The organism is Paraburkholderia sp. SECH2 (genome assembly GCF_030464795.1).
In the GTDB taxonomy this organism is placed as follows: Bacteria; Pseudomonadota; Gammaproteobacteria; order Burkholderiales; family Burkholderiaceae; genus Paraburkholderia; species Paraburkholderia aspalathi.
Genome location: NZ_JALPRH010000001.1, coordinates 191,028 through 211,281, shown reverse-complemented (window position 1 = coordinate 211,281; position 20,254 = coordinate 191,028). Strand labels below are relative to the sequence as shown.

15 protein-coding genes are annotated in these 20,254 nt (G+C 60.1%); 9 read left to right on the top strand and 6 right to left on the bottom strand.

Annotated features, from left to right (window positions below):
- Positions 1–2: 2 nt before the first annotated feature.
- The 6 genes from M0D66_RS00950 to M0D66_RS00925 are packed head-to-tail and all read left to right on the top strand — an operon-like array spanning position 3 to position 9,681.
- The gene (locus tag M0D66_RS00950; RefSeq protein ID WP_211705951.1) at positions 3–2,237 is read left to right on the top strand and encodes a polysaccharide biosynthesis tyrosine autokinase; all 2,235 of its coding nucleotides are present in this window, start codon (positions 3–5) and stop codon (positions 2,235–2,237) included.
- The gene (locus M0D66_RS00945; RefSeq protein WP_211705950.1) at positions 2,234–3,727 is read left to right on the top strand and encodes a hypothetical protein; all 1,494 of its coding nucleotides are present in this window, start codon (positions 2,234–2,236) and stop codon (positions 3,725–3,727) included. Before M0D66_RS00950 ends, M0D66_RS00945 begins: the two co-directional genes overlap by 4 nt.
- Complete coding sequence (locus M0D66_RS00940) at positions 3,705–4,781, top strand: glycosyltransferase (RefSeq protein ID WP_211705949.1); 1,077 nt, start codon at positions 3,705–3,707, stop codon at positions 4,779–4,781. Before M0D66_RS00945 ends, M0D66_RS00940 begins: the two co-directional genes overlap by 23 nt.
- A complete protein-coding gene (locus M0D66_RS00935) occupies positions 4,768–7,011 on the top strand; it encodes a glycosyltransferase (RefSeq protein ID WP_244869722.1) in 2,244 nt (747 codons plus the stop codon). Before M0D66_RS00940 ends, M0D66_RS00935 begins: the two co-directional genes overlap by 14 nt.
- Positions 7,004–8,326 (top strand): hypothetical protein, encoded by a 1,323-nt coding sequence (locus M0D66_RS00930; RefSeq protein ID WP_244869721.1) that lies wholly within the window; start codon positions 7,004–7,006, stop codon positions 8,324–8,326. The genes M0D66_RS00935 and M0D66_RS00930 overlap by 8 nt, the downstream gene beginning before the upstream one ends.
- Positions 8,323–9,681: an endo-1,3-alpha-glucanase family glycosylhydrolase gene (locus M0D66_RS00925; protein WP_266208847.1), complete on the top strand. Its 1,359-nt coding sequence runs from the start codon at positions 8,323–8,325 to the stop codon at positions 9,679–9,681. The genes M0D66_RS00930 and M0D66_RS00925 overlap by 4 nt, the downstream gene beginning before the upstream one ends.
- Before the next feature lie 773 nt (positions 9,682–10,454).
- Here the strand turns inward: M0D66_RS00925 and M0D66_RS00920 are convergent.
- From M0D66_RS00920 to M0D66_RS00900, 5 genes are all read right to left on the bottom strand, one after another.
- On the bottom strand, positions 10,455–12,092 hold the full coding sequence (locus M0D66_RS00920) for an MFS transporter (protein ID WP_211705948.1): 1,638 nt from the start codon (positions 12,090–12,092) through the stop codon (positions 10,455–10,457).
- 19 nt (positions 12,093–12,111) lie between these two features.
- Complete coding sequence (locus M0D66_RS00915) at positions 12,112–12,396, bottom strand: DUF3303 domain-containing protein (protein WP_211700276.1); 285 nt, start codon at positions 12,394–12,396, stop codon at positions 12,112–12,114.
- 487 nt (positions 12,397–12,883) lie between these two features.
- On the bottom strand, positions 12,884–13,111 hold the full coding sequence (locus M0D66_RS00910) for a hypothetical protein (protein WP_211700277.1): 228 nt from the start codon (positions 13,109–13,111) through the stop codon (positions 12,884–12,886).
- A 183-nt stretch (positions 13,112–13,294) separates the two neighbouring features.
- Positions 13,295–13,579: a hypothetical protein gene (locus M0D66_RS00905; RefSeq protein ID WP_093637715.1), complete on the bottom strand. Its 285-nt coding sequence runs from the start codon at positions 13,577–13,579 to the stop codon at positions 13,295–13,297.
- An 88-nt stretch (positions 13,580–13,667) separates the two neighbouring features.
- On the bottom strand, positions 13,668–13,955 hold the full coding sequence (locus M0D66_RS00900) for a hypothetical protein (RefSeq protein WP_093637712.1): 288 nt from the start codon (positions 13,953–13,955) through the stop codon (positions 13,668–13,670).
- A 415-nt stretch (positions 13,956–14,370) separates the two neighbouring features.
- Between M0D66_RS00900 and M0D66_RS00895 the strand changes: the two genes are divergently transcribed.
- Positions 14,371–16,578 carry a serine/threonine protein kinase gene (locus tag M0D66_RS00895; RefSeq protein ID WP_266208846.1) on the top strand — a complete coding sequence of 736 codons (2,208 nt, stop codon included), beginning with the start codon at positions 14,371–14,373 and terminating at the stop codon, positions 16,576–16,578.
- 27 nt (positions 16,579–16,605) lie between these two features.
- On the opposite strand, the gene M0D66_RS00890 is transcribed toward M0D66_RS00895, so the two are convergent.
- Positions 16,606–18,600: an SUMF1/EgtB/PvdO family nonheme iron enzyme gene (locus M0D66_RS00890; RefSeq protein WP_211705946.1), complete on the bottom strand. Its 1,995-nt coding sequence runs from the start codon at positions 18,598–18,600 to the stop codon at positions 16,606–16,608.
- Positions 18,601–19,109: 509 nt separating this feature from the next.
- On the opposite strand from M0D66_RS00890, the gene M0D66_RS00885 reads away from it, so the two are divergent.
- Both M0D66_RS00885 and M0D66_RS00880 read left to right on the top strand, forming a co-directional pair.
- Entirely contained in the window at positions 19,110–19,514 is a 405-nt protein-coding gene (locus M0D66_RS00885; RefSeq protein WP_234487025.1) for a DUF4399 domain-containing protein, read from the top strand.
- A 47-nt stretch (positions 19,515–19,561) separates the two neighbouring features.
- The gene (locus M0D66_RS00880; protein ID WP_200621471.1) at positions 19,562–20,005 is read left to right on the top strand and encodes a DUF4399 domain-containing protein; all 444 of its coding nucleotides are present in this window, start codon (positions 19,562–19,564) and stop codon (positions 20,003–20,005) included.
- Positions 20,006–20,254: the final 249 nt, after the last annotated feature.

Below are 20,254 nucleotides of genomic sequence, written 5' to 3'. Positions count from 1 at the left end.
ACATGAACAACAGATTAGACCTGATGGTCGAGGATCGCGCCGAAGAGGACAGCGACCTCATCCGTTATCTGGACATCGTGATCGCGAACCGCTGGCTCATCGCGAGCATCTTCGCGGTCGTCATGCTGTTGGGGGCCGCATATGCGTTTCTGGCGAAGCCGACGTACGAAGCGGACATCATGATCCAGGTCGAAGAAGACAATCCGACGAGTGCGAGTTCGCTGCTTGGTAACGTGTCGTCACTGTTCGACGTGAAGACGGAAGCCGAAGGCGAGCTCGAGATCCTGCGATCGCGACTGGTCGTCGATCAGGCGGTGAACAACCTGCGTCTCTATATCGACGCGCGTCCGCGCTATTTTCCGCTTATCGGATGGCGCATCGCCGACAGCGCGAAGTCGCTGTCAGATCCCGGCCTTCTCGGTTGGGGCGGTTTTTGCTGGGGCACGGAATCGATCGACGTGCGCGAATTCGACGTACCGAAGGATCTCGAAGACGAGCGCTTCAAGTTGACACTGCTCGACAACCATCGCTTCCGACTGAGTCAGTCCGATCTCGACGCGCCGATCGAAGGCACGATCGGCAAACCGGTCGACGTCGATCAGAGTGCCGGTCATATTCACCTGCTTGTGGCTGACGTGCACGCGAAGCCGGGTGCTGCGTTCAACCTGATACGCGAGCCGAAGCTCAAGACGCTGACTGATCTGCAAGAAAAGCTCAACATGCAGCAAAAGGGCAAGCAAAGCGACATCATCACCGGCGCGCTACGTGGTGGCGATCCGAAGCAGATCTCGGCAATCCTTAACCAGATTGGCGAGGCGTATGTCGCGCAGAACGTAAAGCGCAAGGCCGCCGAAGCAGAGAAGTCGTCGCAATTCCTCGAGAGCTTGCTGCCGGGCCTCAAGCATGACCTTGAGGTCGCGGAAAAGCGCTACAACGCGATGCGCGACCGGCGCGGAACGTTCGACGTGAGCCTCGAAGCGCAAACGTTCCTGCAGGAAAGCGTCGCGACGCAAAGCGGCCTGCTTGACCTGCAGCAGAGGCGCGCCGATCTTGCGACGCGCTATGCACCGGGTCATCCAGCGATCGTTGCGCTCGATCAGCAGATTGACGCGATGAAGGCCAAGCTTGGCGACGTGAACAGTCGTGTGAAACGCCTACCGAACCTTGAGCAGGATACCGTGTCTTTGATGCGCGACGTACAGGTCGGCCAGGACATCTACGTCGGTACACTGAACAACATCCAGCAGCTTAAGCTTGTCGCAGCGGGCAAGGTCGGTAACGTTCGTCAGGTGGACGACGCACGCCTGCCGGAAGAGGCGGTATGGCCGAAGAAGCCACTCGTAATCGGCCTGGCGGCGATCGCCGGCCTCATACTCGGCATCGGCACCGCGTTCGCCCGGGAAATGTTGTACGGAGGCGTGACGGACGCGCAGGACATCGAGCGCTACGCAGGTCTCAATGTGTACGGCACGATTCCGCTTTCGCAGATACAGAAGTCGCTGAACACGAGCATGCAAACGGGCAAGACGGCCAGGTACCTTCTCGCGGAATCGAATCCGACCGACCCATCGATCGAGAGCCTGCGCAGCTTGCGCACCGCGCTGAGCTTCGCGATGCTCGAGGCACCGAACAATCGATTGCTGCTGACCGGCCCCGCGCCGGGCGTCGGCAAGTCGTTCATCTCTGCCAACCTCGCCGCCGTGTTGTGCGGTGGCAGTAAGCGCGTGCTGCTCATTGATGCGGACATGCGGCGCGGCCACTTGCATCAGTACTTCGGCCGCGCACGTGGTCAAGGTCTGTCCAACGTTCTTGCAGGCCAAGCGACGGTCGAGGCCGCGATTCAGCACGAGGTGTCGCCGGGGCTCGACCTGATGACGACCGGCAGCATTCCGCCCAATGCGTCGGAGCTTTTGCTCAGCGATAGCATGAGCCGATTGATGGAATCGCTGAGTGAGCGTTATGACATGGTGGTTATCGATACACCGCCAGTGTTGGCGGTCTCCGATGCGCCGGTGATGGCGACCATCGCGGGAACGGTGTTCCTCGTCGCGCGTTTTCAACAGACGGCGATTGGAGAGATCACCGAAAGCGCGCGGCAACTGCAACGCGCGAACGCGCCGCTCAAAGGCGTGATCTTCAACGGTGTCGACGCGCGCGCATTCGGCTATCGGTCGAAATATGGCGCGTACCGTTACGTTGCCTATCAATATGAGAACCAGAAGAGGCTGGCGAAATGAGTGCGGCGCGGGCAACATTGCGCCGGCCGCCGCGAAAACGCGACAAGCTGCCGTTTCTCTGGCTGCTATCCGGCGGTTCCGCGATGGCGGGCCTCTTCGCGGCGCTCTGTCTTGGCGGCACCAATACGCTGACGGCTTGTTTGTTGCTGCTTGGGGCGGTGAGCATCTGGTGCATCAAGGCAGATAACGAATTGATGCGGCTTTGGCGGCTGTTCGCGCTCGCATATTTCTGCGTGCTGCCAGCCGGTCAACTGATCGCGCGCGACGAGATCTATCTAACGCTCTTGCCCGAGCAGAACCCTGCGACGATCGCGTGGTTCATGCTGAACATTGTCGGCATCTGGGCGATGAACTTTACCCTCATCGCAATGCGCAACAAGCGCGCGGCGCCAGCCGCGATGTCGGACATGCAAGGGACCGTCGTCGTGAGCCGCTGGGTCTATGCGTTCGCGCTGCTGGCTTTGGCGGCGCTCGCGCTCATCTACGTGAAGCTGGGCGGCTACCGACAGATCGCACAACTCTATGCGGATCGCCTCGAAACGTCGGTCACTCAAAACGACCCGCTGGAAGGGCTCGGTGTCGTGCAGGCGCTCGCCAATACAGCCCCGCTCTGGGTTTTCGCATGCGTGATGCTCCGGCCGTGGCGCAGTCGCGTGATGAGGTTTGCGGCCTTTGCCCAGCTGGTCGTGCTTGGATGGCTGTCGTCCGGCGTATTCGGCAATCGGCAGGGGATCGTATTCGTCGTGCTGTTCGCGTGCCTCATCTACCACGCGTTTGTTGCGCGCATCAGCCGGCGAGCGGCGAAGATCGTCGGCATCTGTGTCGCCGTCGGTGGCCTCGCGATGATTCCGCTCAAGTTTGGCATCGACTATTCAGAAATCGGCAATCTGTCTAAAAATTTTGCAGATCAGCGGATGCTGCAATTGTCGATGGGGCCGCTAAGTTTCTTCCTGTTTCGCGACTTGTCGCGCTTCGATGTCCAGGTACAGGCGCTCGACTCGGTGTCGAAACCAGCCTACACGCTCGGCTTGGGTCGCAGCTTCGTCGGCGCGGTGGCGGCTGTCGTGCCGAAGGCGATCTGGAAAGACAAGCCAGAAACTTTTGCCCGCGAGAAGAGCGACATCGTTCGAGAAACCGAGACCAACGAGTCCGATGAGACGACGCTGCTGTTCGGTATGCCTGGTGAATTTCTCGTCAATTTCGGTGTGTTCGGTTATCTGCTGTCGTTTGTAGTGGTGGCGTGGTTGATCGCGCGGATCAGCCTGATGGGCCTCGGCACGAGCTGGCGATGGCTGCTCGTAAAGGTGGTGTCGTACCCGTTGCCGTTCCTGTTTTTCTTGTTCGATTCGAACGTCCTCGCTTACTACGGGATACGCTGGATCGTGCTGTTCGCTTTGCCGATGGCGCTATTGCTGAGACAAAAAAAACGCAGCTGGCGCCTTTTTCATCGAAACGCTGGGGTGCGTAATGAGAATAGTCCACGTAGTTGAAACATGGATCGGTGGCATCGCCAATTATGTGACAGGGCTGATGATCGAGCAGCGCAATCGCGGGCACGACGTTGTGCTTGTATGCGATCCGCGCACGATGGACGTCGCGAAGCTGGATGTCGACGGCATTCATGTTGTGCCGTACCGGTCGAGCCGCAGTCCACTCAGGTTCATAACGATCGCACGCGAAGTTCGAACGCTCGTCAAGCCGCTACGTGCCGACGTGATTCATTGCCACAGTACCTATCCGGGCGTTTACGTGCGCCTCAGCCGCTTCGATGATGAGAAAGTGCTGTACACGCCGCACGCGTGGTCGTTCATGAAGAAGGACATCTCGCGTGCGGCCGCGCTGGTCTTCGCATTGGTGGAGAAATGGCTGGCGCGGCGTTGTACGCGCATTCTCTGTATGTCGTTCGACGAAGTGCGCGCCGCGCGCAGGCATGGTATCGCGCCCGACAAGATCGAGCTTGTCTACACGGGCATTCCGACAGACGCTGCGGCCGAGCGGATCACCGATGAAACGGAAGCAGCCGCCCAGCCTTCGCAACAGATTCAGATCGGCTATTTCGGTCGGCTCGACTATCAGAAGGGGTTCGACATTCTCGTCGATGCATTGCCGCTACTGAAGGACAACCTGCATGTGCACGTGTTTGGGGTGGCAGTACGCGGAGGCGCGGCGATGCCGGGCGAAGCGTCGCGCATCTCGTATCACGGTTGGGTTGGCCCCGAAGAAACGAAACGCGCGATGCACAGCATGGACGTGATCGTGGTCCCGTCGCGCTGGGAAGGTTTCGCACTCGTACCGATCGAAGCGATGCGAGCCGGCAAAGTTCTGGTTGTATCGAGCGAAAGCTCGCTGCCGGAGCAGGTCATTCATGGCTATAACGGGCTGATTCTGCGCCAGCTCACGGGAGAGTGCCTCGCTGAGCAGCTCAACTCGCTGTCCATTGACGAATGCCGCCGCATGGGTGCGAACTCGCGTCACGTGTTCGATCAAGCGTTCAACGCCGATAAATTCTTCAAGTCGCTGATGAACTGCTATGAAAACGCCTGACGTCTTTCTTCTACACGCCTACAGCTCACGCAACAGCGGCGACGGGTTACTAGTCAAGCTGAGCCTGCGTGCGATTCGCGAAGCCGGCTTCAACCAGTGCATCACCGTCGTCTGTCTGGATCCTGCGTCGTTCGTCGGCTATCTTGATGACCCGCAAGTCGAACTGATCTCGCTTTGGCAGTTCGTCGCCAGGACGTTCGCGCATGCGTGGCACCGGCGCGCGCCAGTGTTCTTCGGTGTGGGCGGCGGCTATTTGCGCGCTGGAACATGGAAGGAAGGCTGCAAGACTCTGGTTGCGCATGGCTTGCAGATCGTGTGCGCGTCGCTCTGGGGGCCGCGCTCGCGAATCTATCTGCCGCAAAGCGTCGGGCCGTTTTCGACGGTGCTGGGCCGTGTGCTCAAATGGCTAGTGCGTCACCATGTCGATACGATTTTTCTGCGCGACGACAAGAGCGTGCGCGAGCTGAATCATGGGCACGCAGTGCGGATCGGTGATCTGGTCGTTCTGGAAATCAGCAAACGGCCGCACGCGCCGCAACTCGCGCCCAACGATTCCTCTAGGCACGATCGGCGACGCAAGGTGTATTTCGTGTTTCGCGACCTGAGTGAGAAGCCGTACGCGGACACCTACATTGCGAAGCTGCGGCGGCTGGTTGAACTGACTCCGGATGCGAGTCTCGCGGTACAGAGCGCCGGACGCGGCAACAGCGACGACGTATTCTATCAGCGAGTGTTCGGCGTCGACTCGGCGCCAGCGCTGCGTGATGTGATCCGGTCCGAGGATGCGATCGTCGTGTCGGTGCGACTGCATGGCAGTCTTGAAAGCGTACTGGGCGGGTTGCCCAGCATTCACATCGCTTACGAGCGCAAGGGGCAGGCTGCGTATGGGGACCTCGGATTGTCCGAATACGCGTTTCACGCGGAAAGCTTTGATCCCGACGCGGTTGCTGCTGCAATCGAAAATCTCAGGCGCGACCCCGCACCGTTCTGGCAGAAGTTGGCCTGTCTATCTGTGAATCGCTATGCAGAACTGGTCGAGTTGTGCAGAGCTGAAACCAATCCCTCGATCACGCTTTTGATCGACGGTAATTTTTTGAAGGTAGGGGACCAGATATTTAGTCCACACATGGGGCATCGCAAGTTCGCGGCCCGCTTCACGGAAAGCTTCGCGCGCGTACGCATCGCAGCCCGATCATTTCCGGTGCAACTCGCGCATGGCGAATTGGTTACTGGCGAGTACACGCAATTCATCGACCTCGGCGCGTCCCGCGGGGTGAGGGCATTGATCAGGAATTTGCCCCGACTGGTGTGGCGCATCTGGCGTGTGATTCACGATGCGGACCTGTTGTTGCTGCGTTTTCCCGGCAACCTTACGCTCATCGGCATGTTGCTGTGTCGCGCGACGGGCAAGCCGTTCTCAGCGGAGATCGTTGCTGATCCCGCTGACTATTTCAGCGATGCGGCGTCCCGTCATCCGTTGCGGCACATCGCTCGCCACGTGCACTGCTGGGCTACGCGTCATGCGGCGAAACACGGTCGAACCGTGCGCTATGTGACAGCCGGCGCGTTGCAGGCTGCTTACCCGCCGCGCGCGTACGCGCATTCGTTTGGCTTCAGCGATGCGTATTTGCCCGACGAGTTGTTCGACCGTTGCGATGATGCGCGCGTCAAGCGTGATGCAGATGTTGGCGTGCTTCGCATCGTCAACGTTGCGATGATGCACAATGAAAGCAAGGGCCACGGCATCCTGCTGCACGCTGTGGCTGCGCTGCGTGAACGTGGGCTCAGCGTCAAACTCACGCTTATCGGAGACGGAGTGCTACGGGCGGAACTCGAACGACTCTCAGCGCGACTTGGACTTGGCGACGACGTCCGCTTCACGGGTGCATTGAGCGGGGACGACGTGCTTCGCACGGTGAGCCAGCATGCGCTCTTCGTGCTGCCTTCGCTACAGGAGGGCATGCCACGAGCACTGCTTGAAGCAATGGCTCTAGGCATTCCGGTCATCGCGACGCATGTGGGCGGCATCGCGGAAGTGCTTGAACTGGCGAGCCTTGTGCCGCCCGGCGATGTTGATGCGTTAAGCGAGAAGATCGCGCGTATTGCCGCCGATGGGCAGTGGCGCGATCAGCAGAAGCAGTGCCAGCACGAAGCGGCGCGCCGTTTCCGCTATTCGGATCTGCAGGCCCAGTACCGTCGCTATTGTGAGGCGTTGAAAGCATATGGCTGACATGAAGCGGGATGTCGTCTACGTCATGCTTGCATCCGCGTTGCCGGCCTTCGGCAATTTTGTTGCGGTCGCGCTTGCGCTGCGCTATCTGGACGCAGTGTGGCTGGGTAAGTCGTATGCGCTGGTCGCATTCTTCTTCGTTGCAATCGATCTGTTCAATTTCGGCTCACCGCGCATCTTCACTATCGAGAGAGTGCGCTCGCACGTATCGACGCTGATCTTCCTCGATTGTCTGAGCGCGCTCGGCTCGACGGTGGTGTTCGCGACCGTCGGCACATTGCTTGGAAATTATGGCGTGTTTGCGAGCACGCAGTTCGGTGTGGTGATGGTGCTTGCGCCGATGGCCTATGGACTGTCGCATTTCTCGCTAGGCGTGTTGCGTTTTTATGGGCGCAGCGGCACGATTTGCGCGATTTCGTCGGTATCCGCGCTTAGCCGTGTGTTGATCCTCGTGCTGCTGATCGAACGGCGCTCGCTCGATGCGTACCTGCCCGACATGCTGCTACTTGTCGAGGCCTTGTATGGCGTGATGCTGCTTGTCGCGTATCTGCACTCGCTGCGTCGAGGGTTGCCGCGCGACTCTGAATTCTTCCGTCCTGAAGCAGAGAGATTCAACTTCCGTACCTTCGACTATAAAGCGTTTTTCGTACAGAACCGAAAAGAGATTCTCGGCAGCTGGTACGGGAACGCAATCTTCTCCGGCGCGAAGCACGTTGACATTATGATCGTCACGTTTATCGTCGGGCCTGCGGCGGGATCACTGTATCGAGGTATAAAGAGCGTGCATAACCTTGCGTTCAATTGTGGACAAGGGGTGGCGCTTGTGCTGAGTGGACGCTTCAAGCGGGTCATGGATGCGCTCCTGCGGCTTCCGCATGGTCGCGCGATGGCGACAGGCGCAGTCTCTCTTTTTGCGCTGGTGTCGCTCGCAAGCTGGCTCGCGTGCCGCGTTCACCTGTTTCCGATTGCCGTGCTTGGCCCCTACGCGATGCAGTTTGGTTTCATGTTCGTCGCTTTCCTCGGCGCCATGCTGATCTTCGTCTGCCGCGTGCTGTCGCTGCTGGTTTTCTCAGCGAATCGTGCATCCTTCGTCACGATTTCGACCCTCGAAGTCGGTGCATCGCTGCTGTTCGTTTCTGTGTTGTCGTATGAATTCGGGCTGATCGGCGCGGTAACCGGCATCGTGATTGCGGGCGTACTCGTGCTGGTACTGTCATTGACTATCAGCCGACGTGCGGCGCGGCGCTCGCTCGCGTCCATACAGACGGCCGATTCGTCGGTCATCGGCAGGTTGCGTGGGAGCATGCAGGAATGAAGCGTAGAACGCTGCTTTTGGGATGTGTTGGAGTGCCGCCCGTGTGGATGGCCACGCGGGCGTCGGCTGCTGTGGCGCAAGCGGCTGCGCCGCAGGATGGCAAGCAGGTGTTTGCGCACTACATGGTCGCGTGGCCGCGCGGCGGCCCGAATGCCGGCATCGACGATTACATCGCGGAGTTCCACGACGCGCATCAGCGAGGAATCGACGGTTTCGCACTGAACTGCGGCGGCTGGAACCGCAACGAGCCGCTTTATCGTGCACGCGTGCTGACGATGTATCGTGCCGCCGAACAGTTCGGCAGCGGTTTCAAGCTGTTCGTATCGGCGGACGGCAAAGCGCAGGATGAACTCGATGATATCGTGCATTCGACCGGCGGTCTTCCGGCGCAGTTGATGGTCGACGGGAAGCCGTTGGTCTCGGCGTATGCATTGGGCGGCAAGGATACAGCGCGTTGCGAAGCGCTGATTGCGCAAGCGGAATCGCTGGGCGCGTACTTTGTTCCACACTTCACGCCTTCGACAGGTGAAGCAGAAATCGGCGGTGCCGTTGCGAGCGAAGTTGGGAATCGCTGCCGTGCGGCGCAGGGCTATTTCTATTTCGGTGCGGCCGGCGCACCAGATTCGCTAGCGCGCTCCATCGAACATCTGGCTACAGCGCTCAAGTCTGCCCACAAGCTGTTCATGGCACCCGTCACACCGTACTACCGTGGCCTTGCAAGTGGCACGAATTACCGCGCATTCGAAAGCAACGGATTCTCCGGCATGGCGACCGAATGGCTCGCCGCGATTCACGCCAATGTCGATTGGGTGCAGATCGTCACGTGGAACGATTGGGCCGAATCAACGTATGTGGCGCCGATCGGAAGCAGCACGCGTGCGCAGGTCTATAACCCGCGCTTCGGTGCGTTGCTGAGCCACAGTGCGTATCTCGACGCGAGCCGCTATTTTATCGAATGGTTCAAGCATGGCACCGCACCGGTGATTACCCAGGACAAGTTCTACTACTTCTATCGCCTACATCCAGTAGCGGAGGGCGCAATAGCGAGCGTTGGCGCGTCGGTCGGCAACGCAACCGCACCACGCTCCTCCACACCGCTGACCGCGCAAATTCACGTAACGGCGTTTTTGACCGAACCCGCAATCCTCACCATCGTTCAAGGCAACGCGCGAACGACGCACGATCTGCCGACCGGCGTCAGTGAAGTCGCCGTGCCGTCAATACCGGGCGCGCCGCGATTCACACTGATTCGGAATGGAAAGACAATCGCCGACAAAATGGGCGAGGAGTCTATCCGTACAAGCGACTTTAGCGGCGCGTTCAACTACTTTGGCGGATCGTCGGTTTCAAATTGAACTTGCAGAGATGCCAAAGAGGCGCAGCCGTCTGTCTTTGGTTCTTTATGTTCGCGCATTTGATGAGAGCGAGTTTGTAATCGCCGCGCAAACGTCGAGACTCGAGGTCAGAAACCAGAATCGCCAGATGCGTGCAAGAAACGCTTCAGTCGCATTGTTTCTTTGAGAAAATCTTTCGCGATACGCGGCCGTTCTCGTCTCCCGAAGCCGCCCCCCGCTCCGCCTCAAATCGATCCAACTCCCCCAGCAACCGCTCAATCTGAAACGTTTGCAACTCGGTCAGAGGGAATTCATCCTGTATGCGCAGTAGTCGTTTTCGCCAATACGCTGGTGGCAGCACAGGTTCCCCGCGAAAGGCGCGCAACGACGGCGCCATCACTCGCGCTACGTGCGCGATGTCTTCATCCATTGTCATGCAAGAACCCCGGAAGACCTCGTTGTTTAGTTTTGGCCTTGTTCTATGCGCGCGCCTGGTTGGAAACGAGTTGGTCTTAAGTGTGCAAGCGGCGACGTCCATGTTAAGAAATCGCAATCGTTCGGTCAAGCTTTCCTACGATCATTCGTTCGAGAAATGCGTCGAATGTCCCTTGATTTGAGGGCTATTTCGATTACGGATGAATTTCAAGAGGTACATGCCGTGCCTCAAATATGGAGGCTTTTACTCGCGGTTTCGCTTCGGCGTGACACAGTCAAACGGCAAAAGTTAGTGCCTCCAAACCTCAAGAAGCAGGCAAGCTGCTGAAATCAGACACAGAGCCCAACTCCACCACAACCTAAAGCGCATTCCCCCGCGGCGGAATCGCATCCGCTTGCGCCGGCCCACCCACCACCAACTCCGCCTCCGAATAGCTAATCCTCACCGGCGGCACAAACCACGCAAGACACAACCCAATCAACGCCGCCGCACCGGCCACCAGAATGCCGATATGAATCGACTGCACGAGCGCATCCCGCGCAGAATTCATCATCGCATCGCCCGCATGCCCGGCGCTCACCAGACGATTGATCAACGCCGCCTGCTCCGCGCGATCCACCAGCAGTTCGGGACTCGCAAACGATTTGAACCACTGCGTCGCCTGATACGAAGCAAGCGAGCGATGCACCCCCTGCGTATAGAGATGCCCAAGCAACGCACCGGTCATCACTGTGCCCAGCATCCCACCGAAAGTACGCAACGATTGCAGCAACGCCGTTGCCGCACCGAGTTGGTCACGCGCGACGATCTGCTGCGAACAGACCGTCAAACTGGTCGCCACCAGACCGAGCCCGAGCCCGCTGATGCCCATGCACGACATCCACACCAGATGCGGCTCGGTACCTCTGAGTACGATTACGCCCAGACACGCCAACGCGGACAGCGCGAAACCGACATACATAATGCCGTTCGCACGACGGATCCGTGTGACGATACGATTGTTCACCACGCTGCCGACCGTCGTGCCGAGCAGCAGCGGCGTGATCAGCATGCCGGAGTCGTGCGCGGACATCGCATAGCCGCCCTGAAACAGCAGCGGCACATAAAACACCAGCGAAAACAGCGCGAAACCGCCAAGCACCGACATCGCGAAGAGCGCCGACAGCTTACGGTCCATCAGCATATCCACCGGAATGATCGGATACTTCATCCTCCGCTCCCATAGCCACAGCGTCATTGCAAAACTCACCGCAACGACGGCCAGCACGATCGTTATCGTGTCGACGCCGTACCTCGGAAACAGTTCGATCAGCAATTGCAATGAACCGAACGTGACTGCGACCACGAACGCGCCGAGCCAGTCGAGTCGCACGGGGCCTTTGTGTCGCAGATGACGTAGGGGTGGCAAAAACCGCAGCACGAACAGTAGCGAGACGATACCGACCGGCACGTTGACGAAAAACACCAGCCGCCAGCCGCCGTATTGTGTGAGCATGCCTCCAAGCGTCGGTCCGACCATATTCGCCACCCCGAACGCAGACGTGACGAACACGAGCCAGCGCAGCCGTAGTTTCGGATTGGGGAACAGATCGGCGACGGTAGCGAACACCGTGCCGATCAGAATGCCGCCGCCTATCCCCTGCAAACCGCGCGAAATCACCAGCAACAGCATACTGGTAGCGAATCCGCACAGTATCGACGCGCCGGTAAACAACAGAATCGCGGCGACCAGAAACGGCTTGCGGCCGAACAGATCACCTAGCCGCCCAAAGATCGGAATGGTGATCACTGAAGCCAACATGTACGCAGTCGCGACCCATGCGTACAGATCGAAGCCCTTCAGATCGGCGACGATGCGCGGCAGCGCGGTGCCGACAATGGTTTGATCGAGCGCCACCAGCATCGAGACGAATGCAACGCCAAGCATCGCCAGCAGCGACTCGCGAAACGGCAGCAGTTGTCCGGTGGGTAGGGGCGTGTCGAGGTCGGGCGTCATGACGGTCTTGCTTGCGCACTTATTTTCGCGTGGCCTGATGCGCACCCAATGCCGCGCCGAGGTCCTCGTCCGTCGCCGCGGGGAAGATGCTCATGGTCAGCAAATCGCCCCATTCGAGCGCCAGCGCCGACAGTCCGCGCGAATCGTCCGCCTCGACGACTGCAAAGCCATGCAATCCGCCGATCGCATGCCAGCGTCCCAGCAATTTGACACCTTCAGGCGCCCGGCCGCCGGTTTTCATGAAGCGCTCGATGACGGAGTTTTCCGCAGTCGGCAGGCCATTCCATTGCACGATGAATTTCATTGCGTGTCTCCAATATGGTTTGGCGATGCCGGCTCGTGGCAGGTCGTGATCGCCGTTCGCGCTGAGCGACGCTTTCGCATGCCTCGCGCCTCCAACGCTTCTAAGCCCGGATGCTGTCCGGATAGCGCTTGCTATTGGCGAACGGCATAAAACCACGTGGCATCCTAAGCATCATAGGTGAGTGCACGATCGCTAACGTCGCCGCGTGCGGACATTCACCAGGTTAATCGAACAAATTCATCCGTCGCAGGAATAGCTTGGCGGTCGCGCTCGTTTCCAATTGCGGACCTCTCGTGCGTCCTATAAGAAGGACCTTTTAATGCGGCTGGCGAAGATGTCGGTATCGATCTATTTCGAAGCGGACCATGCAGTGTGCCGGCAGCACCGGCACACGTGCGAGCGGCGCGCCGAACAAACGCCGATGCATCAAACGCAAACGGCACGCGCGTCAGGCGCGTGCCGTTGCTGCGAGTGTCTGATCGGAGGCCTAGCTACGCGACAAATTGCGCGGTATCGCACCAGCGGACACATCGACAATGGCCTGGTGCGCTGCGGGAAAACCCGGCGGATAGTCGACGACGCGTGTAGATCTAGGTACCACCTGCACGGCGATGCTCGCACGTGCACCAATGCGTGCGCCGCCAACAATGGCGGCCATCGCCTGGCGGTCGAGTTCGACGCTGTCAGTCAGGTCTTTGATAGCGAGCTTTGCCATGGTGGCTCCAGGGAAGCGATCGAGCTGGCGGCTGGTGCGATTGGCCAGCCGTCGCTCGGGACTGTCTTTAAGTGTGCTGAGGTCTCGTCGCACTATCAGTATAGGAAATCTGCTTGCAGCTCGCCTGCCCGATATGAGCAGGCAGCAGTAGGGAAGCCCCCGGTCCTTCGCTACTGCATGCCGTTAAACGTTGGCGTAATTGGCGGCCCACAGCGACGGGCTGACATTCAGATGCAACGGCACGAAACCGGCGCCGATCACGCCGATGTTGTTGAGAGCGGCAACATTGACGGTTTGAATCTGGCTGAGATTCTGGTTCACCGAGACGTTGACATTGGCGATGCCGCTAAGGCCGGCAATCGAGGGCAGGCCGGGCACGCTGCTGCCGGTGCCGCCGGCCACCGCGGACATTGCCCGGCGGTCGAGCTCGCGGGTGCGGGATAGATCGCGAATCATGAGGGATGACATGGTGCTTCTCCAAAGGTGCGCGGAAGACGGGCGTGATCGGAGCGAAGCGGAAATTGCCGAAGGCCTCTCCGCTTCGCCGAATCAGGCGTCAGACGTGGATGTTGTTGCTCGACGTGACGCAGGGGTTGATCGACGAAGTGAGGCCGGCAGCGAACGCGACGTTGTTGCCGTTGGCGTTCTGGATGTTCATTTCGTTGCTGATCAACTGCGTAGCGCTAACCTGCTTGCTGTTGTTCGGCGCGAAGACCGGGCTGATGTTGGTGTACGACGTGCTGGGGTAGCCAAAGCCGAAGCCGAGGCCGCCACGTACGGCGCGCATGGCCTTGCTGTCGAGTTGTTCGGTGATGGACAGGTCTTTGATCATCAGCGTGTTCATGGTAAATCTCCTGGAAGGGAACATCACAGTGTTGCGGTTGGGTTCGAGCATCTTGTCTGCTCGAGTGTCACTAACGCATGGGCTGTGCCAGTTTTACTCCCCTATCCTAAGAAAGTTGACGATCGCCTGATGCACAAGGCTTTCACGTCATGTCGCCGCATCGAAGCGGCAACGAGCTCGCTAGAGGACGACTCGCTGCTGATGGCGCGTACCCAACAACGCAACGGATTCTGTTGGATGTCGCAAGACACTCGCCGGCCGTGCACGCAGCGGGGCAATCCTGGTTTGCGAAAGACCGGGTCGGGAGCTAGTATCGAAGCGGCACATGTAACTGATTACGACAGGTTTTCTATCAGCCCGAAAGGCTCCGGTCGCATGCGATCCGGCCCAACGGCAGCGGGGGCGCTTCGCACAAATGGCTAGCCTTGCGCATGTGATTCGCGACTATCAGAGCGGCGAGCTGTCACGCGACGAGTTCGTGGCTCAGCTCGACAGCACGTTGACGACCGATGGACTCGATCGCACGCAGCTGCTGGAAATGCTCGGCGCAGCGCATCGCAAAGCCGCTCTCCCCGAGGATCTCTACGCCGAAGTGCGGCGGCGCATCGAACAGCTGCGCGTCTCGAACGTGGCGGCGGGCGGCGACGAAACCGGCATGCGGACCACCGTCGAGATACCGTCAGTACGCTCTGCCAGTGCGGCCAACGCCGCAAGCTCGACAGGCGCACCGAGCGCCGCTGGTGTGCCGGGACATGATCAGATCAAAGGTACTGGCGACACGCTGAATAACCGCTTCGTCCTCGAGGAATGTCTGGGCGTCGGCGGGATGGGCACAGTGTATAAGGCGCTCGATTTGCGCAAGCTCGAGGCGTCGGACCGCAAACCGTATCTCGCGATCAAGGTGCTCAACGTTCAGTTCCGCGGCAATCCGAATTCGCTCGTCGCACTGCAACGCGAGGCGCGCAAGGCGCAGGTGCTCGCGCACCGCAACATCATCACGGTGTACGACTTCGACCGGGACGGACCGATCGTCTACCTGACGATGGAGTACCTGACCGGCAAGCCGCTGAGCCAACTATTGCGCACGCCGGGCTACAAGGGCATGCCGGTTCGCGCCGCGCTGCCGATTGTGCGCGGCATGTGCAATGCGCTCGCCTATGCGCATGAGCACGGCTTCGTGCATTGCGATTTCAAACCGGCCAACGTTTTTCTCACGACGAATGCCGAAGTGAAGGTCATCGACTTCGGCATTGCCCGCGTGTTCCAGCGGCCGGAGGAGGAGAGTGACGCAACCGTCTTCGATCCCGGCAGTCTCGGTGCGTTGACGCCCGCGTATGCGAGTCCGGAAATGATCGAGCATCGCGAGCCGGACCCGCGCGACGACATCTACGCGCTCGGTTGCATTACCTACGAGCTGTTGACGGGCCACCATCCGTTCGACCGATTGTCGGCGACACAAGCTCGCAATTCGGACTTCAAGCCGCAGCGTCCGCCCAATCTCGATGCGAAGCAGTGGCGCGCGTTGCGGGCCGCGCTTTCGTTTGATCGCAACACGCGCATGCCGAGTGTCGTGCGTTTCATCGCCGAGTTCGATAACGAAGCACGCGCGGAGAAGTCCGGGACGTTGGTCAAGGCGGCATTCGCGAGTTTTGCGGTGGTGTGTGCCGCGGCTGTCGGTGTGTTTGCTTTCCGTTCGGCTCCGAATCGTCAGGATAGCCAGCAGCCGGCTGCGGCGGTTTCGGAGGCGTCGGCGGATCAAACGGCTTCGGCGGCGACGAATGCGTCTGAATCATCCGCAACTGCCGGACCAGTCGCCGGAGGCGCCGCAAAGTCGGCCGCGGGCTCATCTGCGGGCTCATCTGCCGTGATAACCACAGCGCCGACGCCCGCTGCGTCTGCGGCACCACCGCCCGTGCAGCCTCCTGCGCCGCCCGCGCCCAAACCCGCTTTGACCTTAGCGGCCGTCACACCGGTTTTGGCGCAAGTGCCGTGCTCGGCGCTGTCTGCATCGACACAAGACCATTCGTTGACGGTGCGCGGCTACGTCTCGCAACGCTACGGCGCAGCACGTCTGAAGGACACGCTGACGGCGTTGCCGGGCGTCGATACGCTCGCGCTCCAGGTCGAGACAATCGCCGACGACAAATGCGACACCATCAAAGCGCTCGCATCCTACTGGACCCGCAACTGGCAAGCGGGCCACGTTGCGTCGCTGCATGTGCGGCCACCCGGTGGCCTGTTGAGCGAAGGCGATCCGCTTGTGGTGGACGTCACTACGCCCGCTTACGACTCGTACGTGAACCTCGATTACTACCAGCTCGACGGTAGCGTCGTGCACATGGTGCCGAGTCCGCGCGCGAAGGACAATCAGGCGCCCCCGCACTATGCTGCCACGATCGGCAGCGCGGGTGACTGGATCATTTCGAAGCCGTTTGGATCGGAGATGGTGGTGCTGTTGATTACGCCGACGCAGCTATTCGACAAGCCGCGGCCAGAAAGCGAATCACGTGCGGATTATCTGCGCGCGCTGGAGACGCGACTCGGGCAGATCGCCGGCAAGTACGGTCAGGATCATATCGTCGCGGACTTCGCGCCGATCACGACGAAGCCGCGTACGCCTTAGGTAATGCGTTAGGATCGCCCACAAGCTTTACTTAAGATCCTTCACTACCCTGAAACCATCCTGCGACTGGCGCACGCTCGCGCTGTACTTGAATCGTGTCGCGCTCAGCATATAGCCCCCGCCTTCACGCCACGAACCGCCGCGAATCACCCGCATGTCGCAGGTGGGGCTGTCCCATGCATGGCCGTCGGCGGGCGCACCCTGGTAGGAGTTGTGCCAGCAATCGGCGACCCACTCCCAAACGCTGCCGTTCATGTCATACAGGCCCACCGGATTCGGCGCGAACGAACCAGCGACTTCGGGTCCTTCCTTATGCCACGGATCGCCGCAGTCCTTGCAATTGGCGTTGCCCTTGCGCATCTGATCACCCCACCAGTACGCCGTCGTGGTGCCGCCGCGGTCCGCGTATTCCCATTCGGCCTCCGAGGGCAAGCGGTACGATTTGCCGGTCGTTTTGCTCAACCACTTCACGTACTGTTGTGCGTCCTCCCAACTGAGATCGCGTGCCGGCGCAGCTTTGTTTGTATTGCTCTCGGGCGTCAGCTTCTGACAGGCGTTTGCTGCGACGCACGCATTCCATTGCTCGACGGTCACTTCGTATTTGCCGATCGCGAACGGCGCGCCGATGGTCACGTGATGGACGGGTTTTTCGGAGGGGTCGTCGGTGCTGCTGCCCATCGAAAACGAGCCCGCAGGCAAGGCGATCATGATCGGGCAGGTGGCGCAGTCACGGCTTTCGCCGGCGCTTGGCGGATGCGTCGCGGGCTTTTGTGCCGCTGCTTGCGCGGCAGGTGCCGCGGGTGGGGAGGTCGTTGCAGGTGGCGTAGTTGGCGTCGGCGTGGCGGCGTGCGGGTGGTCTTGCGGCGCGGCGCTGGCCGGTGCGGCAGGCCGCGCGGCTTGTGGCGATGGTGCAGCCGGCGCTGCAGCAGACGGCGCGCTCGCCGCTCCAGCAGCGCGTAGCCGGTCGATACGCGCGTGGGCGAGCGCAGCGAAGCGGCCGTTCGGATAGGCCTTCAAATAGGCCTCGTAATCGCTCGGGTAGTTACTGTCCTTGATGGAGTTCCAGAAGGTGATCTCGTACTGCTCGCTGCTGTCCTTCGGCAGAATGCCTCTACTGTGCAGCGCGACAATGGCGTCGTCGCTGGCAGTGGAGAGGGGCGCTGCACTAGTGCCGCGAGATATCGCCGCTAGTGCAGCGCTCGCGTTGTTGGCAAGCGAAGAGGCGATCCACGGTGTTTGTTCGCCGCTGGTAGCCTCGCTGACTCTCGCCGCGATACGTTGAAACAAGCCCGCAGGTTCTTGTGACGAAGAAGCCTCGTTTAACTCGCGCAGCAATGCGCCCGTATAGACGCCGTGCCGCACGCCGTCTGCTGCAAAGCCGCCCGGTGTTGTTGCGTAGGCAACCAGAGTATTGACGGGCAACGAGGCTGTCTCGACCGACGCGTCGGAGGAGAACGGGTTGTTCAGGCAAGTATCGAGAATCACGAAATTGAGCGCGTCGGAACGCGGTGCGCGCATAGCCTGCAATACGGTATTCAAATCGACGCCTTCGCTAACCAGTCGTGCCGGCGCGCGCGCGTCGAGACCGGCGGGCACGAGCAGCGTCTGCCGTCCGATTTGCATGCCGTGGCCCGCGAAATAGAACAGTCCAATTCCGCCATCATGTAGACGTTGGCGGAATTCGCCTATGGCTTGCTGCATTTGCTGCGGCGTCGCATCGATGCGCATGATGACGTCGAAGCCGTGCGCACGCAGCGTGTCGCGCATGGCTTCAGCGTCGCGCGGCGCATTGCCACGAAGCGGGTCTGCATGATCGCCGTACGCGCCGTTGCCGATCACCAAGGCGATACGTGCCGCTTGCGGATTGTTCTGTTGCGGTGTGAGCGGCGCGCTGGATGTAGTCGCCGTACGCATAGCGGCAGCGTCGTGCTCTGTGCCGTCACGCTGCGCCGCGGCATAAACACTGCTCCCGTACGCCTGAGTCGCCCCGACCATGCACACCAGCAGGAATGTTCGCCACATATTCGTATCCTGTTTGTTCCGGACAGAACATAGAGTTCCGATGACCGCGACGCCCGCATCAGGCTTTGGCGCGAATCGATCGCAGCATCGATGCCGTGATCGACTCTCCATCGACAACCTATGAACAACGATAGCACGCGGTTTGCGCGTGACAATGGTCCGCGCATCGTTAGTGCGTTATACGGTTAACGAGTATGGCGTATCTTTTTGGCAAGTTACGTCCTAAGCTAATTCACAAAGTAGCGCTGTACGGCCGTTTTAATAGAGCGGCTGCTCATCGACGTCGACATCGACCCGTCACGTGAACCCACGTGCAACTACGCGAGCGCCCGCGACATCCAGTCGGAGCCTCCGGCCTGCGCTTCGCGCAGCCGGAGCGGAGACGGCTATTCTCTTCGGGAGAGTGCGCAATGCGAAGAACCCTCACACCTGGCGTGCTCGACATACGTCGTGGAACGAAGGCGAGCCTTGTAACGCTCTGCACGGCTTCGTGCGCCGCCTTGTCGCTCATGCTTGGTATCGCGTTCACGTCTGAGTCCGCGCGCGCCGAACAAACGCCTTCGCCGCCGGGCGCTGAGGAATACATCATCTGGCCGTCGGACGGCACCGTGATTCACGGCGGCAAGCTGTGGGTGCGCATGGGGCTGCGCAACATGGGTGTGTGCCCGAAGGGTGTGGCGGTTCCGAACACCGGGCATCACCATCTGCTGATCGATACGGATCTGCCGGCGCTCGACCAGGAAATTCCATCGGACCGCAATCACCTGCATTTCGGCGCAGGTGAGACCGACGCGCGCATCGAATTGCCGCCGGGCAAGCACACCTTGCAGCTCATTCTCGGCGACCAGAACCACGTGCCGCATGTGCCGCCCGTGTATTCGAAGAAGATCACCATCACCGTGCTAAAAGACTAGCGCGTCCCGTTCATTCAAAGCGGGTCCGTCAGGACGGAGAGACCAACATGTACAAGATCATCGCGCTCGCGGCGTTCGTGGCACTTGCGACATTGGTGTCACTGGCCTCGCCGAATCTCGCCACGGCCGGCACGACGCCGTCGCCGGCCGGCGCGCATGCCTATATCGGCTATCCGAACGATGGCCAGGTGGTGCAGGCCAACAAACCGTTTCGGGTGTGGTTCGGCTTGCGCTATATGGGCGTGGCGCCGAAAGGCGTCAAGTATCCGAACACCGGGCACCACCATCTGCTGATCGACACGGACCTGCCGCCGATGGACCAGGAAATTCCATCGGACCGCAACCATCTGCATTTCGGCGCGGGCGAAACAGAAACGATGATTCAACTCCCGCCCGGCAAGCATACGTTGCAGCTGCTGATGGGCGACGACATGCATATACCGCACAACCCGCCGGTGTACTCAAAGAAGATCACCGTGATTGCGCGCTGACACGGTGCTTCAGTGTCACGTCACAGCCAACACAGTTGCGGGCGTTGTTGGTTGTGATCCACCAGCATCAACCAGCCGCATCCCCGCCGTTGCACTGCCACTAGCGGCATCCCACCCCCGAAACCCTTTATCTACGGCCATTCGCAAAATTTATTAGGATCGGAAAGCAAAACTGGCACAGCCCATGCATTAGTGACACTCGAGCAGACAAGATGCTCGAACCCAACCGCAACACTGTGCTTTTTCCCT

Excerpts from the sequence above, each read along its gene's own strand:
- M0D66_RS00950 (WP_211705951.1), top strand. The coding sequence starts at position 3 with ATGAACAACAGATTAGACCTGATGGTCGAGGATCGCGCCGAAGAGGAC.
- M0D66_RS00945 (WP_211705950.1), top strand. The coding sequence starts at position 2,234 with ATGAGTGCGGCGCGGGCAACATTGCGCCGGCCGCCGCGAAAACGCGAC.
- M0D66_RS00940 (WP_211705949.1), top strand. The coding sequence starts at position 3,705 with ATGAGAATAGTCCACGTAGTTGAAACATGGATCGGTGGCATCGCCAAT.
- M0D66_RS00935 (WP_244869722.1), top strand. The coding sequence starts at position 4,768 with ATGAAAACGCCTGACGTCTTTCTTCTACACGCCTACAGCTCACGCAAC.
- M0D66_RS00930 (WP_244869721.1), top strand. The coding sequence starts at position 7,004 with ATGGCTGACATGAAGCGGGATGTCGTCTACGTCATGCTTGCATCCGCG.
- M0D66_RS00925 (WP_266208847.1), top strand. The coding sequence starts at position 8,323 with ATGAAGCGTAGAACGCTGCTTTTGGGATGTGTTGGAGTGCCGCCCGTG.
- M0D66_RS00920 (WP_211705948.1), bottom strand. The coding sequence starts at position 12,092 with ATGACGCCCGACCTCGACACGCCCCTACCCACCGGACAACTGCTGCCG.
- M0D66_RS00915 (WP_211700276.1), bottom strand. The coding sequence starts at position 12,396 with ATGAAATTCATCGTGCAATGGAATGGCCTGCCGACTGCGGAAAACTCC.
- M0D66_RS00910 (WP_211700277.1), bottom strand. The coding sequence starts at position 13,111 with ATGGCAAAGCTCGCTATCAAAGACCTGACTGACAGCGTCGAACTCGAC.
- M0D66_RS00905 (WP_093637715.1), bottom strand. The coding sequence starts at position 13,579 with ATGTCATCCCTCATGATTCGCGATCTATCCCGCACCCGCGAGCTCGAC.
- M0D66_RS00900 (WP_093637712.1), bottom strand. The coding sequence starts at position 13,955 with ATGAACACGCTGATGATCAAAGACCTGTCCATCACCGAACAACTCGAC.
- M0D66_RS00895 (WP_266208846.1), top strand. The coding sequence starts at position 14,371 with ATGGCTAGCCTTGCGCATGTGATTCGCGACTATCAGAGCGGCGAGCTG.
- M0D66_RS00890 (WP_211705946.1), bottom strand. The coding sequence starts at position 18,600 with ATGTGGCGAACATTCCTGCTGGTGTGCATGGTCGGGGCGACTCAGGCG.
- M0D66_RS00885 (WP_234487025.1), top strand. The coding sequence starts at position 19,110 with ATGCTTGGTATCGCGTTCACGTCTGAGTCCGCGCGCGCCGAACAAACG.
- M0D66_RS00880 (WP_200621471.1), top strand. The coding sequence starts at position 19,562 with ATGTACAAGATCATCGCGCTCGCGGCGTTCGTGGCACTTGCGACATTG.